Genomic DNA, 17,476 nt, shown 5'->3' with positions numbered 1-17,476 from the left:
AGCGCATAACCGCAACCTGCTATCGTTCCCCGGCTCCGTACCGGAGTGCGCGGCCGTGCGCGCGAATAGCTGCATGCCTGAGACAGGACTTTTATGTACGTATACGACGAGTACGATCAGCGGATCATCGAGGACCGCGTCAAGCAGTTCCGTGATCAGACCCGCCGCTACCTGGCCGGTGAGCTGAGCGAAGAAGAATTCCGCCCTCTGCGCCTGCAGAACGGCCTTTACATCCAACGTTTCGCGCCGATGCTGCGTGTCGCGGTGCCGTACGGCCAGCTGAACGCCAAACAGGTCCGCACCCTGGCCAAGATCGCTCGCGACTATGACAAGGGCTATGCCCACATTTCCACCCGCCAGAACGTGCAGTTCAACTGGCCGGCGCTGGAAGACATCCCCGACATCCTCGCCGAACTGGCCACCGTGCAGATGCACGCGATCCAGACCAGCGGCAACTGCCTGCGCAACACCACCACCGACCAGTTCGCCGGTGTGGCCGCAGACGAAATCGTCGACCCGCGCCCGTGGTGTGAAATCGTCCGTCAGTGGACCACCTTCCACCCGGAATTCGCCTACCTGCCACGCAAGTTCAAGATCGCCATCAACGGCTCGCAGGAAGACCGCGCCGCCATCGAAGTGCACGACATTGGCCTTGAGCCGGTGCGCAACGCTGCCGGCGAACTGGGCTTCCGTGTGCTGGTCGGTGGTGGCCTGGGCCGTACCCCGGTGGTGGGCTCGTTCATCAACGAGTTCCTGCCATGGCAGGACCTGATCAGCTACCTCGACGCCATCCTGCGCGTGTACAACCGTTACGGTCGCCGTGACAACAAGTACAAGGCGCGGATCAAGATCCTGGTCAAGGCGCTGACCCCGGAAGTGTTCGCCGAAAAGGTCGAGGCCGAAATGGTCCACCTGCGTGGCGGCACCACCACCCTGACCGAAGCCGAAGTGCAGCGCGTCTCGCGCCACTTCGTCGACCCCGAGTACCTGGCACTCGACAACGTCGACTACACCGCCCTGGATGCCGAGCACCCAGGGTTCGCCCGCTGGCGCTCGCGCAACACCCGCGCCCACAAGCGCCCGGGCTACGTGGCTGTGACCCTGTCACTCAAGCCTACCGGTGTTGCCCCGGGCGACGTGACCGACAAGCAGCTGGACGCCGTGGCCGACCTGGCCGAACGCTACAGCTTCGGCTTCCTGCGCACCTCGCACGAGCAGAACATCATCCTCGCCGACGTCGAGCAGCGCCAGCTGCACGCGCTGTGGCTTGAACTGCGCGAGAGCGGCTTCGCCACCCCAAACATCGGCCTGCTGACCGACATCATCTGCTGCCCGGGTGGCGACTACTGCTCGCTGGCCAACGCCAAGTCGATCCCGATTGCCGAGTCCATCCAGCGCCGCTTCGACGACCTGGACTACCTGTTCGACATCGGCGAAATCGACCTGAACATCTCCGGCTGCATGAACGCCTGCGGCCACCACCACGTGGGCCACATCGGCATCCTCGGCGTGGACAAGAAGGGTGAGGAGTTCTACCAGGTGTCGCTGGGCGGCAACGCCGCACGCGGCGCAAGCCTGGGCAAGATCCTTGGCCCGTCCTTCGCGCAGGATGACATGGCCGATGTGATCGAGAAGCTGATCGCCGTGTACGTCGAGCAACGCACCGAGGAAGAGCGTTTCATCGACACCTACCAGCGTATCGGCATCGACCCCTTCAAGGAACGCGTCTATGCAGCGAATCATTAAGAACAACCAGATCGTCGACGAAACCTGGCACCTGCTGCCCAAGGAAACCTCGTTCGACGAGCTGACCAACTGCGACGACTACATCGTGCCGCTGCAAATGTGGCGCGACCATGCCCACGTGCTCAAGGCCCGCGATGGCGGCCTGGGCGTATGGCTGGACAGCGACCAGGAAGCGGAGGAAATCGGTGAAGACGTGCACCACTTCCAGGTCATCGCCCTGAACTTTCCGGCATTCACCGACGGCCGCAGCTACTCCAATGCGCGTCTGCTGCGTGACCGCTACAAGTTCAAGGGCGAACTGCGCGCCATCGGCGATGTGCTGCGCGACCAGCTGTTCTTCATGGCCCGCTGCGGCTTCGACGCATTCGCCATCCGTGCCGACAAGGACCCGGAAGACGCGCTGCAAAGCCTGAAGGACTTCTCGGTGACCTACCAGGCCGCTACCGACGAACCGCTGCCGCTGTTCCGCCGCCGCTGATCGTCCCGCCCCAGCGAACAGCCCGCCTCTCGGCGGGCTGTTTCGTTCACAGGCCGTGGCGCTGGATTGCCTCACGGCTCAACTCAAGCAAAAGCTGCCGTTTCGCGACCTCACGCGCTGCGCAGATATGCTCGACCTGGGCAAAATAGTCGCCATCACTCAGCGTTTTCGATTGCTCGAGCAACGCATCCAGGCGCTGCTGAAAAGGCTCGTCCAAGCGGCTGAAGCGCGCCGCCTGCTGCTCCTGCAGGTAGTCCTGCCAGAAGGTTCGATCTGCCAGCGCCTGCGCCAAGGCTTGTGGCGTTTCCTGCCGCAGCACCTCGCTGCGCGCGGCGTCCAGGTCTTCACGGCCAACCCCACTGAAACTCTCGTACGAAAGATGGCTGGGCTGCACGGGAAGGTCGAGACTATCTGCCAGCCTGACGCGATAGGTCAGGTAAACCTCAACGGGATCGTTCGAAAAGTAATCCGCAATATGCCGCGCGGCAATTGCGTTGACTTTGTCCAGGCGGAACAACGAACGCCCCAGCCTGACCAGCGCCCGCTCCTTCTGTAACCCGGTACCGGCTGTACCGGCCTTGGCGACCAGCGCGCCAACCTCCAGCTCGCTGAGCGTCAGCAGCAACTCGTCACTGCAACTGCGCGGCCGGGCAACTTGCTCGAACAGGCTCGCGCGTACTTCAGCGTGCTGCTCGCAGGCCTCGAGGATATGCCACACCCGGGCCTGCAGGTCGCGCGGTTGTGCGTCGTATTCACGCAGGGCGCGTAAATCAGAGAAAAAGCGGAACAGATCCTGCGCCCCGGCTTCCTGGCTCAAGCGGTTCCAGCTCGCCAATCGCACCTCGCGCTGGGCTGGCGTGAATCCTGAAAACCAAGGGGCTGCAGCGTTCGGGATCGAAGTGGCATGAGCTGCACGTCGACGCTCAACGGCCCCGGCCGACGCCCTGGCCAACTGCAAGCGCTGCAAGGTTTCGTCCGAGAGTGGATTGTCGTGCAGCTCCAGGCCCCGCAACAAGCGAAGCGGCACTAAAGACAGCGCTTCAGGCAGCGTCTGGATCTGGTTGTCACGCATGTCCAGCAACTCCAGATTACCGTGCCTGGCCAGATCAGCGGGCAGATCGCCCAGCCCGGTGTTGCGCAAGGACAGCCGGCGCAGCAGGGGGAAAGACGCCAAGGGTGGCAGCAAGCCGACCGGGTTACCGTTGAGCTCCAAGCGGCGCAGCTCCACAAGCTGGCTCAAACGCAGGTTATCCTCGCTGGAAAGCACGATCTGGTTGCCGCCAAGGCGCAGGGTCCTCAGTTCGGTCAGTTGCTCGATACCTGCGGGAAGGCGCGTCAGCTGGTTGTTCCGCAAGTCCAGGTTGCGCACCTTGCTGAAGCGACCAAGAAAGCCCGCATCAAGGCTCGTCACCTGCATATCGCGCAGGGTCAGGTGCGTGATGTGGTCGAAACTCACATTATCAGGCAACGCTGGCAGGTCACCCACCCGCTCGCCCACGAGGGTCAGGTGGTAGTCACCCGCCATCTCCCCAGGGGTAAAGCGCTGCCAGCTTGCCGTAATACGCCTGGCAACCTTGATACGACGCAGGCGGCGAACAATGTTCAGTCCTGCGTCATTTCGCCAGGCTTGCAATGCCTGCTTGAGGCTGACCTTGGCCTGTAACAGTTGGCTCACATGGTTCCAGGGGTCCACTCCCCGCCAAGCCAGGTCTTGCAGATAGGCCTCCAACTGCTCACTGCTCATCACCGGATACACGTGGTTCAACGTGCGCCGCAGTGCCTGGCGAGTCCCTGTCAGGTGGCCACTGAGCGGGTAGCCCAACCGCCCATCGAACAACCGTACAGGAGGGCGAATCCCCTGCCCCACACGGGCCAGCCCAATCATTCGGGCCGCCGCTTCACGGTCAGCGAGCGCCTCAAGCCCAAGCCGCTCACCCAGTGCGTCATCCGTCATCTGGCTAATACCAAGCAACTGTCGCTGGCGGCTGTCCAGCTGCCGTCTCAACGTCTGCAGCAACCCACCCCTGCCCGCGGCAGGCAGCTCAACGTTGACCCCAGCCGACCAAGGGGCGATGGCATCGATCAGGCCCAGCGCGAGCTTACCGGTATCGTCATTTTCTGCGGTGGCCTGGCGCAACCCTGCGCAGGCACGGTCTATCCGGCTGTCGCGTATTGCCCAGCGGGCACGCTCCGCCAAGGCCAGGGGTACCCGGCCTGCGCCCGTCAGGCTCTCCATCTCGACGCTGCTGGCCCCCTCGACGATTTCCCGTGCGCAGCGGTGGGAAAGGCCCGGGAAGTCCCGCATCAATACGCGGTCCGCTGCTTGCGGGCTGATCTGTCGCTCGTTGAAGACCTCCTCGAAAGCGTCACCCCGCAACATCGGGAAATCACGGTGCAATTGCTGGCGTTCGATGGCATCGAGCAAGCGTGCCGGCGCGGGCGCATTTTCCAACAGCAAACGGCGCAGGCAGTCAGCCTCGAAACCGGTGGTCTGCAGCGCTACAGATACCGCCTCATCGGGCACCTGCGCCGTGCGGCTGGCAAGGCGGCGCACCATGTAGGCGGGGTCATGCCAGCGCTGCGGTTGCTCGAACTCATGCACCCATCCCCCGGCACCATTGTGCTCAAGTGCCGGTGAATACGCCCCTGGCCTTGATGGGTGATGAATACGCCATGCGCCATCGTCCCCCTCGCTCACCTCATAGACAGCATCGTGCAGGCGCCTCAGCGAACGGCCAGTTTCATTCACGGCCTGGCCTACCATCAGATCGACGCCCTCACGCTGATAGCCCGACAAGGACGGATCACACAGCCGCAACTGGCCATCGCCCAGGCTTACCGGCACCATGGCATCCACCCGCGCCACTCGCTGTGCCAGCTTGCCAAGTGCCGTCGCTCCGGCCGCCGTCACCGCCGCCATCACGACCGTGTCGGCCACGTTGAACAAGTGGCCCAATGCGGCGTCGCGATCACCCAACTGCCAATCCTGGTAGCCTTCGTACACCTCACCCGCCAGTTGCACCACCGTAAGCCCCAGCAGGGCCTGCCCCAACACAGGCACAAACAGCGCTGCCAGGCCTGCCACGCTCAACCCCAAATCCAGATAGCCCTGCAAACGTGCGCGGCGGTCGGCGACATCCTCATCCTCTGTCGATACCGCCAATACCCGCGCGTCATCCAGCATTTTTTTGATCCGGGCTTGGCGCAGCGCGACGAACACGTCGCCCTCGATCGCAAAACAGCGGCCATCCAGCTCAAGCGGAAGAACAGTATTACCGTGGCTGAGCAGTGCGTTCAGGGCCGCGCAGAAGGTGACGCGATCACGCTCTGCGACGAAGCGCTGGAAGTACCGCCGATAGGCCTCATTACGCAAGCGTATGCCAAGCGTCATGTACAGCAGCTCCCAGCTGGTGTGCCAACTCACCGGGGCATACGGGTCCTCAGGCAACCACGCGATAACACCAAGCAGGCGGGCGTTCTGACGCACTTCGATCACCAGTGCACCAATGACCTCCTTGCCCAACAGCCGCAGGGTGTGACACTTCAACACGGTGCTGTCGGCTGGCAGGAAAGACACTGTGCCCACAACCTGGTTGATCCACTGACAGGTCTGCTCATCGATTTCACCCTTGATCCTTGCGGCGATTGCAGCAAGCGCCAGGTTGGCCCTCAACGCCTCCTCCAGAGTGCTCTCGACGGCCACCCCCTCGCCTTCAAGCTTCGATTGCAAATGGCTTTGATAACGCCCGCCGATATCAAGGTCTCTGCAAAGGCGGACAAAGGCTTGCGCACTTAGCGGCAGCAGGTGCCCGCTGGCAGTGACCAACTGCGACCCGGTCGCGAACCAGCCAGGCTGCATTTCCTTTTCGTGGAAGTTGTGCAGTGCCGCCGAGAGCAGCGTCTGGGTGCTGACGATGCGTGTCGAAGTACTTGGCAAGGCAGGTGATATCGACGGTTTTGGCTGCAGGGTCACCAGCCTGAGCTGAGCCTGGCGCAGGTCTACCTGCCTGATCGAATGGGCCTCAAGTGCTCTTTTGAGCAACGACTCGGCGAACTCATCCAAGGGGGTTATGGCCCCTAACCAGGCGTCTACTTGGTCCTGCGCCCGCTGTTGGCGCAAAGCAGCGGCGCGCAGCTCTGTCAGCTCTTGGGCAGACGCGCGCTTGAGCCAGCCTGGCAACTGACGGGCAATCAGCGCATCGATGGAATCGGCAGGTATTACGGAAGGGGTCATGGGCAGCCTCAACGCTTGATAAAAAAGCGCTAGCTGAACAAGGTTCCAATCCCCTCTGGCCCTATTTATGTAGTGAATGCACAGCTTGAAAATGTATTTGTGCCTACAGGTCAAATGACTTTGGCGCCATAGCGGCTTATTCGCTGCCGTTCAAACCTGCACACTGGGCACCACATGATCCTCCCCCTATTCAGGAGCAACCCCATGAGCGTTCCTTCCTTCGGCCTTGGCACCTTCCGCCTCACCGGCCAAACCGTCATCGACTCGGTCAAGTCTGCCCTGGCAGTCGGCTACCGTGCCATCGATACCGCACAGATCTACAAGAACGAAGCCGAAGTCGGCCAGGCCATCGCCGAAAGCGGCGTGCCGCGCAGCGAGCTGTTCATCACCACCAAGATCTGGGTCGACAACTACGCCGCCGACAAGCTGATCCCCAGCCTGCGTGACAGCTTGCAGAAACTGCGCACCGACTATGTCGACCTGCTGCTGATCCACTGGCCAGCGCCGGGCAACGGCGTAGAACTGCCCGAGTACATGAAGGCCCTGGCCGACGCCAAGCAGCAAGGCCTGGCTCGCCAGATCGGCGTTTCCAACTTCAACATCGAGCTGACCAGGCAAGCCATTGCCGTGGTCGGCAAAGGGGAAATCGCCACCAACCAGATCGAGCTCAGCCCCTATCTGCAGAACAGCAAGCTGACCGCGTTCCTCAAGGAACAAGGGATCACCGTGACCTCGTACATGACCCTGGCCTACGGCAAAGTGCTAAAAGACCCGGTACTGGCCCAGATCGCCGCCAAGCACAAGGCTACCGTCGCCCAGGTTGCCCTGGCCTGGGCCCTGCAACTGGGCTATGCCGTGATCCCGTCGTCGACCAAGCGTGAAAACCTGGCCAGCAACCTGCTTGCCCGTGGCCTGACGCTGGACAGCGACGACATGGCACGCATCGCCAAGCTGGAGCGCAACGGCCGCGAGGTCAGCCCTGACGGCCTGGCGCCAACCTGGGACTGACACCGATGACTGCTCAAACAATGAGACCCGGCCGCGTGCTTTTCGCGTTGGCCATTGGCGCCTTTGGCATCGGCACTACCGAGTTCACCCCGATGGGGCTACTGCCAGTCATCGCCCAAGGCGTGGAGGTGAGCATCCCCAGCGCCGGCATGCTGATCACCGCCTATGCCATTGGCGTGATGGTCGGCGCGCCGATCATGACCCTGCTGTTCAGCCGCTTTGGGAAGCGCGCTGCGCTGATGGCGCTGATGGCCATCTTCACCCTTGGCAACCTGCTGTCGTCACTGTCGCCGGACTACTACACCCTGCTCGCCTCGCGACTGGTCACCAGCCTCAACCATGGTGCGTTCTTCGGCCTGGGAGCCGTGGTGGCAGCCAGCGTGGTGCCCAAGGAGAAACAGGCCAGCGCCGTGGCCACCATGTTCATGGGCCTGACCATCGCCAACATCGGCGGCGTGCCGGCCGCCACCTGGATCGGCCAGCAGATTGGCTGGCGCATGGCATTTGCCGGTACCGCCGTACTCGGCCTGCTGGCCATGGCCGCGCTGTGGTACGCCCTGCCCAAGGGTGAACGCGGCAGCGTGCCGCACGTGCGCAAGGAACTGGCGGTCATTGCCCGCCCCAGCGTGCTGCTGGCAATGGCCACCACCGTGCTCGGTGCCGGTGCCATGTTCACCTTGTACACCTACGTGGCGCCGGTGCTGGCCGAACTGATCGGTGCCTCGGACGGCTTCGTAACCTTGGGACTGGTACTGATCGGGGTTGGCTTCACCCTTGGCAACAGCCTGGGTGGCCGCCTGGCCGACTGGTCGCTGGATGGCGCGGCGAAAATCTTCCTCGCCGTGCTGGCGCTGATCATGCTGGCGATGCCCCTGGTACTGAGTAGCCACATCGGCGCTGCCATCGCCCTGCTGGTCTGGGGCATGTTCACCTTCGCCGTGGTACCGCCGCTGCAAATGCGCGTAATGACTGCCGCCATCGAGGCGCCAGGCCTGGCATCGTCGATCAACGTGGGTGCGTTCAACCTGGGTAACGCCGTGGGCGCGGCGCTGGGTGGTGCGGTTATCAGCCTGAACCTGGGCTACGCCGCCGTGCCAATGGCCGGAGGTGTGCTGGCGGCTGCGGGGCTGTTGCTGGTATGGCTGGGCGGGCGCAACAAGGTCGCCGGCAAGGCCGCAGCCGATATGGCCTGAAGGCAATCACCTGCAGGAGCGCCTCCGTTCTCCTGCCAGGCTGTGGGCACGGATGCCCGAAACGCGACATCGGCTGCCTGTTCGGCGTGAGACAGGCAACCTCGGCACTGGATAACCTGCTGCGGCAACGCCTTGCTCCCTTGCCATAGAAGAACCTTGCCCATGACAACCTCCGCCGCCTCCGTAGCCGCCGCCACGCCTGCCGACCAGCCTCAGGGCTTTGTCGTGCGCATCGTCGGTGCTGCTGCATTCGCCCACCTGCTCAATGACCTGATTCAAGCCGTACTGCCGTCGATCTACCCCATGCTGAAAAGCGATTTCGCGCTGAGCTTCGCCCAGATCGGCTGGATCGCCTTGGTGTATCAGGTGACCGCTTCCCTGCTGCAACCCTGGGTCGGCATGTTCACCGACAAGCACCCACAACCCTACCTGCTGCCTGCCGGCATGTTGGTGACGCTGGTGGGCATCGCCCTGCTCGCCTTTGCCGGCAGCTATGCAATGCTGCTGGTGGCCGCCGCCGTGGTCGGCGTGGGTTCGGCCACCTTCCACCCAGAGGCCTCGCGAGTGGCCAGAATGGCTTCCGGCGGGCGCTTCGGGACCGCGCAATCAACCTTCCAGGTCGGCGGCAATACCGGCTCGGCCCTCGGCCCACTACTCACCGCCGCCATCATCATTCCACACGGCCAACCGGCCATTGCCTGGTTCATGCTGGCCGCTGCGCTGGCTGTTCTGGTGCTGCTGCGGGTGACGGGCTGGAGCGTGCGCCACGGCCAGGCCCGGCTCAAGACCTTCGCTGGCCAACAGGCCCCCGGCCTGTCGCGGGGTGCCATGTGGCGCGCTGTGGCGGTGATCGCCGTGCTGATGTTCGCCAAGTTCGTCTACATCGCTTCGTTCACCAACTTCTTCACCTTCTACCTGATCGAGCATTTCGGCCTGAGTGTGCAGCACAGCCAGCTGTACCTGTTCGTGTTCCTCGCAGCCGTTGCGCTGGGCACCTTTGCCGGTGGCCCGGTGGGTGATCGCATCGGGCGCAAGGCCGTGATCTGGGTCTCGTTCCTCGGTGTGGCGCCCTTCGCCCTGGCCCTGCCCCATGCCAGCCTTGCCTGGACAGCCGTGCTGGCGGTGGTCATCGGCCTGGTGATGTCCTCGGCATTCGCTGCCCTGGTGGTGTATGCCCAGGAGGCGGTGCCGGGCCGGGTCGGCATGGTTTCAGGGGTGATGTTCGGGCTGATGTTCGGCATCAGCGGCCTGGGTGCAGCCGGCCTGGGCGCACTGGCCGACCGGCATGGCATCGAGTGGGTGTACCAGGCCATTGCGTTCCTGCCGCTGCTCGGGTTGGCCACCGCCTTGCTACCGGCCACCCGCTCGCAGGCCCGCCCTGGCCGTTGCTGCTAAAGTGGCGCTGCCAGGCTGCTTCGATACGAGGTCACGATGGTAAAGCCGCAACGTGAACTGCTGGTGGAAGTCGATGAGTGGACCTGGGAAGTGGGTAGCCGTGCGACAGACTACCCAAGCGACTGGTTCATCGAGCCCCATAGCCATACCAAGCATCAACTGATCTATGCCATCAAAGGCCTGATGATCGTCGAGTCCGGCAACGAATGCTGGACTGTGCCACCCAGCCGCGGCGTGTGGATGCCTTGCGGCCAGGTACATGCCATTCGCTGTGTCGGCGACGTGAAGATGCGTAGTGTGTTCGTGCGCATCGACGCGGCAACCGGCCTGCCCCTGCAGAGCAAGGCCATCAGCATCTCGCCCTTGCTCAGCGAACTGATCAAGGCCTCGGTGGGGTTCACCGCACCGTTTGCCGAGGACTCGCGCGAAGCCCGGGTCATGCGCCTGATCCTCGACGAAATCTGCGTACTGCCGACCTTGCCGCTGAAGCTGTCGCAACCCAGCGACCAGCGCCTGCGGGTGATCTGCACGGCATTGCATGAACGGCCCGACGATAATGCCACCGTTGCCGACTGGGGCCTGCGCCTGGGGGTGGACGAAAAGACCATCCAGCGGTTGTTCCGCAAGGAGACCGGCATGACCTTCGGCCAGTGGCGCCAGCAGGCGCGGCTGATGCAGGCACTGGAGCGGATTGCCCTGGGCGAGCGAATCATCGATGTGGCGGGGGCCTTGGGCTATGACAGCCCAAGTGCCTTCGCCAGCATGTTCAAGCGCCAGTTCGGTACCACGCCCAGTCAGTTCTTCAGATAACCTGAAGTCCACGCATTTGCCGGCACTGGCCCGCCGCATACGGGCTGTCCGCTGAGGGCTCGCCCTGCCTGTTCTTGCACAGCATCCCCGCCAAGCCGTATACAGTACCCCTACAACAATGCCCGCAAAGGAGCCCGGCACATGACCGTGACGCTGTCCCCCCTGCAGATCGACTGCGATTTCGACTCCGGCAACATACAGGTACTGGATGCCAGCAACCCGGCCCAGGTACACCTGGCCATTCGCCCGGACACCCACAGCGGCCACTACCAGTGGTTCCACTTCAAGGTCAGCGGGCTCACACCGGGGCAGGTCCATCGCTTCAGCCTGGACAACGCTTCTGGCTCCTCGTACAAGAACGCGTGGAGCGGCTACAACGCTGTGGCCAGCTATGACCAGCAGCGCTGGTTCCGTGTGCCAAGCCAGTTCGACGGTACGGCGCTATCGTTCGAGGTCAAGGCTGAACAGGACCAGATCTGGTTCGCCTACTTCGAGCCTTACCCGCGTGCCCGCCACAACCAGCTGATCGAACGTGCCTGCCAACTCCCAGGGGTCGAGTTGCTGGCCAGCGGCCGCAGTGTCCAGGGCCGCGATATCCCGCTGCTGCGGGCAGGCGACGGTGCCGAAGGCAAGCGCAAGCTGTGGCTGATTGCCCAGCAGCACCCGGGCGAGCACATGGCCGAATGGTTCATGGAAGGCGTGATCGACCGCCTGCAGGCCAACGACGCAGTGGTCCAGCAATTGCTGGCCAAGGCCGACCTTTACCTGATCCCCAACATGAACCCCGACGGCGCATTCCTCGGCCACCTGCGCACCAACTTCAAGGGCAAGGACCTCAACCGCGCCTGGCAGGACGCCAGCGTCGAATTCAGCCCGGAAGTGTTCTTTGCACAGGCGCAGATGAAGCAGTACGGAGTGGATGCCTTCATCGACGTGCACGGTGACGAAGAGATCCCCCACGTGTTCACGGCCGCATGCGAGGGCAACCCGGGTTACACCCCTCGGCTGGCCAACCTCGAAGAGCAGTTCCGTAGCACCTTGTGCAGCCTGACCCGCGACTTCCAGACGGTGCATGGCTATACCCGTGACGAACCCGGACAGGCGAATACGACGCTGGCCTGCAATGCGGTGGGCATGGCCCATGACTGCCTGTCACTGACGCTGGAGATGCCATTCAAGGACCATGACGACGCGCCCGATGCAGTCACCGGGTGGTCGGGGGCGCGCTCCAAGGCACTGGCCGGCGCGGTGCTGGAGACCCTGGCAAGCATGGTTGGCGATTTGCGCTGAACCTCGCCTTGCGCAGCCCCTGCAGGAGCAGCCCGTCGCGACACGCGGCGGCTGCTTCGGGGGTATTGACCGCCGTTCAGAACTGCACATCCAGTATCACACTGTCGGTATAGGTCGCAGCCGGCGGTGTCGCCTGATCGGTATAGACCTTGGCGTTGTAGTTGAACACCTGGCTACCCGTGCCGGTACCTACGCCGGGGTTGATGTCGGCATCCGTACTGGAACGCCTGGCAGCCCCTGACGCCCCCCAGCGCACGGTGCCGGCACTTTTGAAAATGTCATAGGCCAGGTAGTTGTTGGCCGATGACTTCATCCGCCGCCGCCCACCGGACACGTTCTGCCCGTCATCCAGCCCTACCGTGTAGCTGCTGCCCTTGGTGCATGACACGTTTATGCCCTGACTCACCGTGCCGAACCCCGCCACCACCGGCGCACTGGCGAAGCTGATGTCAGGCGTGGTGATCTGGCAATCGTTGGTCACCGTCAGGCTCACGTTCAAGAGCTGGCTACCCGAGCCGATGTCGCGCCCAAGGCATATCCCCAACGCTCCAATCCCCGAGCAATAATCCCAGCTCCAGGCCACGGTCAGGGCCTCTTGATACAACCCGGCCGCGACATTGCTGCCAATCTGGGTGCGCATGTAGATCGGCACCGCCTTGGGCGTGGTACCGCCGAGCAGCCCCAGCAAGTCGAGGATACCGTTGCGGGCGAAGTCGTAGGCCACACCCCGGGTAATCGGGTAGCGGGTGGTGTTGTCGGCATACAGCGTGTAGGGAATGACATCGCCTGTCGGGCCGACCAGCCCACCCGAGGCGGGCGTGATCGTGGCGTAGAAATGATCACCGCTGCTGAGCAAGGTCAGTAGCGAACCGGTGCACTGCAACCCCGAGTTGAGGCTGGAAGCCGTCTGTACCGTGTTGCGAACCTGCGTTGAATTAAGGCTGCCAAACGCTGCCGGCAACGTGGCCACCGATGAGCAAAGCGCCAAGGCCGTGCCGCTCGGCAACAGCAGCACGCTCGCCACCAGGCCCCGCCGCCAGGCATTCATCGGCACACCAACGGACCAATCAAAGGGACCGAGCCTTGCGCTTCGGGCAGGTCGAACGCCACTTCGCAATGCCCACCCCCTTCAAGCGCCACCTGAAGGCGGTTATGCGACGACAGGTTCTCCAGATACACCAACCCGTCCCACCCCACCACCGCCTGGGTGCCACTCTCTGCGTGGGTAACACGGCTACCCAGTTTGAGCACCTGCTGATTGCCATCCACCAATTCGATACTGGCCGCCATGACGCGCTTGAGGGGGAACTCCAGCAAGTAGCCACTGCCCCGTCGTACCGCCACACGCTGCTCAACGTCCGGCGCGAGGACATCCGGTGGCAGGTTCATCGGATCGATCTCGTACTTGCCCCGGTAGTAACCGCTGCTGTAAGGCACCAGCAAGTGCCCCTTGGCATCGGTACGGCCGATTTCCTGGTTTTCATAACGCACCGGCACATCGGCGTAACCTGCGGTGCTGACCACCACGAAGGCATCATCGATACGGTTGGCGGCGAACACGCCGGCATCCATCCACACCAGAGAACCACTGGCGTCGGCCCAGCGGGTCATCTCGCCGCTGCTGCCATACGTACCGGCCTGCAATTGCACCGATTGCAGGCGCCAGGTGACGTCGGCCTGGCGATAGGCATCACGGTCGCTGCCTGCGGCATAGCCCAGGTTGTAACCGACGCCGACACCGGCTGGCACCGCACGGCTGTAGTTGACCCGTTGCAGGGTCTCGCCTTCATTGCTGCGTTCCATGCTCAGCGCCAGGGTGCCGTGCAGGTCGAACGGGATCACCAGCTGCGCCTGCACCGCCCACTGGCTGTCCCCCACTTCACGGTTGGCCGAGAGGTACACACTGCTGCTGCCCCACAGCGGCTTGCTGTAGCTCAGGTTGATCAACCGGGTACGCGTACCGTCACCGGCGCGCACGTCGAAGTAGCCAGCGCCAATGCTGCCGTACTCGTTCAGGTTGACACTGAGGGTGACCTGTTCGCTGCTTTTGCTCAGTTGCATGTCCGGGGAGCCCACCCGGCTCAGGTCGGCATAATCGCCATGGCGTTGCAGGCGTTGGTAACCGAAGCCGATGCGCTGGCTGTTGTATTGGTAGCCAAGGGCGACCTGGTGGCCCTTGTCGCCCTCGAACCGGCTTTGCGCCAAGGCAGCGTTGAGTACGCCGAAGTTGCCCACGCGCATGTTGCCGCCCAGCCCACCCAGCATCAGCGACTCCGCCGTTTCGGCGTGGGTTTCCAGGGTGAATATGTCACTGAGCCCATAGCGCAGGCTACCCGAGGCGATACCCGGCCCATAGCTGAAATCGCGTACACCGTAATCACGGCGCAGGCTGCCGGCGGCCACCGAGTAGTCCGACAGGCCCTTCTGCAGCAGGCTGCTGGTGACGTAGAACGGCAAGGTGGTCGACACCTGCCGGCCAAGGGCATCAGTGGTGACCACCACCGCCTCCCCGGCACCGTTGATGAACGGCACGTTGGTCAGGGTGTACGGGCCTGGCTGCAGTTCGGTGGTACTGGACTTGAAACCGTTGATGAACAGGTCGAGCGACGTCGGCACCGCCGCTTCGCCGGCGAACGCAGGCAACGGGTAAGTGACAAGATCCGGACGCGCAGCGAAGTCGCGTGACAGCTGCACTCCGCCCACCCGCACCGAACTGCTCCAGGGCAAGGCACCCGTCACGAAGTCACCGGCTTCGTAGGTCAGCAGGCGCTGCTCGTCGGTGAAGCGCCAGGTGGTGTCGTAACGCATGAAGCCACGGCGGGTATCGTCCACCTGTGCGCCATTGAAAGACTGACGCCACTGCCCGGTACTGGAAAAGGTACCCCAGCTGTCGAACAGGCGCAGCTCGTTCCAGGCGGCCAGGTAGGTACCGCCTTCATCGGTGTCGTTGAGGTACAGGTCGTAGTTGAACAAGGCGCCAAAACTGCTGCGCGCATCGCTGGCCGGGTAAAGGTTGCGATCACCCACTTGCTGTTCTGGCAACCAGGCTGGCGGCACCTGCAGCAGCAGGCGCTGGTTCTGACTGTCGTAGTCGGTGTGCAGCCCCGCGATGCTGTCCAGGGCCACCTCCCCCTGGGGGTTGCCCGGCAGCGAGACGCCGGCTGCACGCAATACGTCGCTGTCCAGGTACAACCGCCCGGCCCGCTGCTGCACCGGTATCAGGTCAACCCTGGGCATCTGGTTCACCACCAGGTCGAGGTAAAGGGTGGCCTCGGCGATGGCGGACATCTCCGTGGGCGGTGGGGGCAAGTCGTCGGCCAGTACCAGCGCGGGGCTGACCATGGCCAGCCCCAGGCACCAGCGGCACGTCGTCGCCGAGAGCCATTTCACACACGGTTTCCAACCATTGCCGGGTCCTCCCTGGCCCCTGCACTTCATTCAGCCGTTGGCTCATTGGCCTTGGCGGATGGCGTCCGCCGAGCGCTGACCGTTGACCCTGCCCATGAGCACGCTGCCGTTGCCGGATGCCACGGGAGCCGGCCAGCGCATGCTTGCCCCCGGCAGCACATAACCCAGCAGGCCTTCAGCCAGTGGCTTGCTCTGGCTGCCTTGCTGCACGACCACATCGGTCAACCGCGCATGGACTGGGCCCGTGTTACGCAGTTCAATATAGGGCTTGCCCTGCACCGTCACCGGGCGCCAACTGAGCTGCGGCTTGCCCACGCCCTCGGCATTGCGTTTGCCTTCAGGGTCGGCCTTGCCCCACAGCCCTTCGCCATAGACGAACAGCGGCACCGAATAGCGCATCTGCAATCGAATGGCCGCCGTCGCGCCGGGCTCGGCCTTGTCGACCGGGATGGCGGGCGGAATCTCGTCGATGATGATGCGGTAGGCCTGCTCCTGGCCGGCGGGTGAAGGGCCGGTACGGGTGAGGCGGATCAGCTGCTTCTGCCCGGGTGCAATGTTGGCGACCGGTGGGCTGCCGATAATTTCGCGCTGCGCCTGGAACTGCTCCTGGTAATCACCCTGGCGCCAGGCGAATACCCGCACCTGCAGGTTTGCCGGCGCAGTGCCACGGTTTTCCAGCCACAACGCACCTGCCTTCTGGTCGGCCTCCAGCACCGGGTCGATCGGCCAGATCAGCACCGAAGTGGCCGCCCAGGCCGGCAGGCTTGCCAGCGACAATAATCCAGTCAATCCACGCGTCCACTTCGCGCCTGCCCGCATGCAGCTCTCCTTAGACACTTGTCATGGGTGGCGCTGGCCGTTACCAGGTCACCGTCACTTGCACCACATCGGTGTAGGTCCCTGCCGGCTGCGTGCCGGTCAGCTGAACCCGCCCGTACACCGGTAGCTTGATCGCCGTCGGGTCGGAATAGCTCACCGCCACGCTCTGACCGATCCCCAAGGCCTGGCTATAGGCGGCGTCCCGGTACAACTGGTAGGCCAGCACTTGCGTGCCACTGGTGCGCTTCAGGTTGCGTGTGCCACTGGCACTGTTCTGCCCGCCGTCCAGGCTCATGCTCATGGCCACGCCAGGCGTGCACTGGAACGTCACGGTAGAACCACCCAGCGATGTGCTGAGCAGCCCCGTGGACAGCGCCGACTGCGAGCCATAATCGAGCGTGCCGTAGCTGGTGACACCCCCCACCACCAGGCACCCGGCGACAACCTGCGCCGTCACCGTGAAGGTACTGGTGGTTACTGCCCCCAACGGAGCGGCCAACAACATGCTGACGCCAGTCAGGCCTCCTGCCAGCCAGCCGCGCATGGGTCAGAACGACAGCTCGACCGAGATCGTGTCGCTGTAGACCCCTGCGGGCAGGCCTGCCTTGCCGACGGCCTTGCCGTAAAGGTTGACCGTCTGAGCGGCGCCGGTACTGGTCGGCAGGGTGATGGTGTCGTCGACCGCCAGCAACGCCGTACGCCCAGCGTCGGTATAGAGGTCATACGGCACAAAGTTGCCAGAACCATCGGCGAGCGCACGGGTGCCACCGCTCGACTGGCCATCATGCAGGCCTGCACTCACTTTGATCACAGGCACCGTACCTGCAGAGCACAGGATGCTCATGGCGCCTCCCCCGCCTCCCAGCACCTGGGCATCGGCGGTGACGAACAAGGCATCCTGGGTACCGAAGTCCAGGGCACCGAAGTTAAGCCCGGACGTGCCCGACGTGCCATTGACCTGGCACGCCGCAGTCAGCGTCAGGGTCGAGCTGATACTTCCCGTTACCGTGGCCGCCTGGGCCTGGGAAGCCAACGCCAGGCCCAGGCCTGCGAGGACGCAATATGAAAGGTTCGTTCGCATCGGAGTCTCCTTGC

At 63.6% G+C, this 17,476-nt stretch carries 13 protein-coding genes; 7 read left to right on the top strand and 6 right to left on the bottom strand.

Going from position 1 to position 17,476, the window contains the following annotated elements; genetic code table 11:
• Positions 1 to 93: 93 nt before the first annotated feature.
• Both N5D53_RS06090 and N5D53_RS06085 read left to right on the top strand, forming a co-directional pair.
• Positions 94 to 1,746: a nitrite/sulfite reductase gene (locus tag N5D53_RS06090; RefSeq protein ID WP_064493402.1), complete on the top strand. Its 1,653-nt coding sequence runs from the start codon at positions 94 to 96 to the stop codon at positions 1,744 to 1,746.
• Positions 1,730 to 2,224 carry a DUF934 domain-containing protein gene (locus N5D53_RS06085; protein WP_003250391.1) on the top strand — a complete coding sequence of 165 codons (495 nt, stop codon included), beginning with the start codon at positions 1,730 to 1,732 and terminating at the stop codon, positions 2,222 to 2,224. Before N5D53_RS06090 ends, N5D53_RS06085 begins: the two co-directional genes overlap by 17 nt.
• Positions 2,225 to 2,270: 46 nt before the next feature.
• On the opposite strand, the gene N5D53_RS06080 is transcribed toward N5D53_RS06085, so the two are convergent.
• Entirely contained in the window at positions 2,271 to 6,458 is a 4,188-nt protein-coding gene (locus N5D53_RS06080; protein ID WP_279840171.1) for an NEL-type E3 ubiquitin ligase domain-containing protein, read from the bottom strand.
• A gap of 204 nt (positions 6,459 to 6,662) precedes the next feature.
• On the opposite strand from N5D53_RS06080, the gene dkgB reads away from it, so the two are divergent.
• The 5 genes from dkgB (at position 6,663) to N5D53_RS06055 (ending at position 12,154) form a co-directional block, all read left to right on the top strand.
• Positions 6,663 to 7,466: a 2,5-didehydrogluconate reductase DkgB gene (dkgB, locus tag N5D53_RS06075; RefSeq protein WP_190869105.1), complete on the top strand. Its 804-nt coding sequence runs from the start codon at positions 6,663 to 6,665 to the stop codon at positions 7,464 to 7,466.
• Between the two features lie 5 nt (positions 7,467 to 7,471).
• Positions 7,472 to 8,659: an MFS transporter gene (locus N5D53_RS06070; protein ID WP_190869104.1), complete on the top strand. Its 1,188-nt coding sequence runs from the start codon at positions 7,472 to 7,474 to the stop codon at positions 8,657 to 8,659.
• A gap of 162 nt (positions 8,660 to 8,821) precedes the next feature.
• Positions 8,822 to 10,054 carry an MFS transporter gene (locus N5D53_RS06065; RefSeq protein WP_104962119.1) on the top strand — a complete coding sequence of 411 codons (1,233 nt, stop codon included), beginning with the start codon at positions 8,822 to 8,824 and terminating at the stop codon, positions 10,052 to 10,054.
• 36 nt (positions 10,055 to 10,090) lie between these two features.
• The gene (locus tag N5D53_RS06060; protein ID WP_108191865.1) at positions 10,091 to 10,864 is read left to right on the top strand and encodes a helix-turn-helix transcriptional regulator; all 774 of its coding nucleotides are present in this window, start codon (positions 10,091 to 10,093) and stop codon (positions 10,862 to 10,864) included.
• A gap of 141 nt (positions 10,865 to 11,005) precedes the next feature.
• Positions 11,006 to 12,154: a M14-type cytosolic carboxypeptidase gene (locus tag N5D53_RS06055; protein WP_190869103.1), complete on the top strand. Its 1,149-nt coding sequence runs from the start codon at positions 11,006 to 11,008 to the stop codon at positions 12,152 to 12,154.
• A gap of 76 nt (positions 12,155 to 12,230) precedes the next feature.
• Here the strand turns inward: N5D53_RS06055 and N5D53_RS06050 are convergent, their stop codons facing one another.
• From N5D53_RS06050 to N5D53_RS06030, 5 genes are all read right to left on the bottom strand, one after another.
• Positions 12,231 to 13,202 (bottom strand): spore coat U domain-containing protein, encoded by a 972-nt coding sequence (locus tag N5D53_RS06050; protein ID WP_266022862.1) that lies wholly within the window; start codon positions 13,200 to 13,202, stop codon positions 12,231 to 12,233.
• Positions 13,199 to 15,496 (bottom strand): fimbria/pilus outer membrane usher protein, encoded by a 2,298-nt coding sequence (locus tag N5D53_RS06045; RefSeq protein ID WP_266022947.1) that lies wholly within the window; start codon positions 15,494 to 15,496, stop codon positions 13,199 to 13,201. The genes N5D53_RS06050 and N5D53_RS06045 overlap by 4 nt, the downstream gene beginning before the upstream one ends.
• A 108-nt stretch (positions 15,497 to 15,604) precedes the next feature.
• A complete protein-coding gene (locus tag N5D53_RS06040) occupies positions 15,605 to 16,381 on the bottom strand; it encodes a molecular chaperone (RefSeq protein WP_104962123.1) in 777 nt (258 codons plus the stop codon).
• Positions 16,382 to 16,421: 40 nt separating this feature from the next.
• Positions 16,422 to 16,925 carry a spore coat U domain-containing protein gene (locus N5D53_RS06035; protein WP_020192458.1) on the bottom strand — a complete coding sequence of 168 codons (504 nt, stop codon included), beginning with the start codon at positions 16,923 to 16,925 and terminating at the stop codon, positions 16,422 to 16,424.
• A gap of 3 nt (positions 16,926 to 16,928) precedes the next feature.
• The gene (locus N5D53_RS06030; RefSeq protein ID WP_014861820.1) at positions 16,929 to 17,462 is read right to left on the bottom strand and encodes a spore coat U domain-containing protein; all 534 of its coding nucleotides are present in this window, start codon (positions 17,460 to 17,462) and stop codon (positions 16,929 to 16,931) included.
• Positions 17,463 to 17,476: the final 14 nt, after the last annotated feature.

The organism is Pseudomonas sp. GD03862 (assembly GCF_029840855.1).
In the GTDB taxonomy this organism is placed as follows: domain Bacteria; phylum Pseudomonadota; class Gammaproteobacteria; order Pseudomonadales; family Pseudomonadaceae; genus Aquipseudomonas; species Aquipseudomonas alloputida.
Note: the sequence above shows the minus strand (reverse complement) of the source record. Positions and strands in the feature narration are given on the sequence as shown.

Coding starts and splice junctions, on each gene's coding strand:
- N5D53_RS06090 (WP_064493402.1), top strand. CDS start 94: ATGTACGTATACGACGAGTACGATCAGCGGATCATCGAGGACCGCGTC.
- N5D53_RS06030 (WP_014861820.1), bottom strand. CDS start 17,462: ATGCGAACGAACCTTTCATATTGCGTCCTCGCAGGCCTGGGCCTGGCG.
- N5D53_RS06035 (WP_020192458.1), bottom strand. CDS start 16,925: ATGCGCGGCTGGCTGGCAGGAGGCCTGACTGGCGTCAGCATGTTGTTG.
- N5D53_RS06040 (WP_104962123.1), bottom strand. CDS start 16,381: ATGCGGGCAGGCGCGAAGTGGACGCGTGGATTGACTGGATTATTGTCG.
- N5D53_RS06085 (WP_003250391.1), top strand. CDS start 1,730: ATGCAGCGAATCATTAAGAACAACCAGATCGTCGACGAAACCTGGCAC.
- N5D53_RS06060 (WP_108191865.1), top strand. CDS start 10,091: ATGGTAAAGCCGCAACGTGAACTGCTGGTGGAAGTCGATGAGTGGACC.
- N5D53_RS06080 (WP_279840171.1), bottom strand. CDS start 6,458: ATGACCCCTTCCGTAATACCTGCCGATTCCATCGATGCGCTGATTGCC.
- N5D53_RS06065 (WP_104962119.1), top strand. CDS start 8,822: ATGACAACCTCCGCCGCCTCCGTAGCCGCCGCCACGCCTGCCGACCAG.
- N5D53_RS06045 (WP_266022947.1), bottom strand. CDS start 15,496: ATGGTCAGCCCCGCGCTGGTACTGGCCGACGACTTGCCCCCACCGCCC.
- N5D53_RS06055 (WP_190869103.1), top strand. CDS start 11,006: ATGACCGTGACGCTGTCCCCCCTGCAGATCGACTGCGATTTCGACTCC.
- dkgB (WP_190869105.1), top strand. CDS start 6,663: ATGAGCGTTCCTTCCTTCGGCCTTGGCACCTTCCGCCTCACCGGCCAA.
- N5D53_RS06070 (WP_190869104.1), top strand. CDS start 7,472: ATGACTGCTCAAACAATGAGACCCGGCCGCGTGCTTTTCGCGTTGGCC.
- N5D53_RS06050 (WP_266022862.1), bottom strand. CDS start 13,202: ATGAATGCCTGGCGGCGGGGCCTGGTGGCGAGCGTGCTGCTGTTGCCG.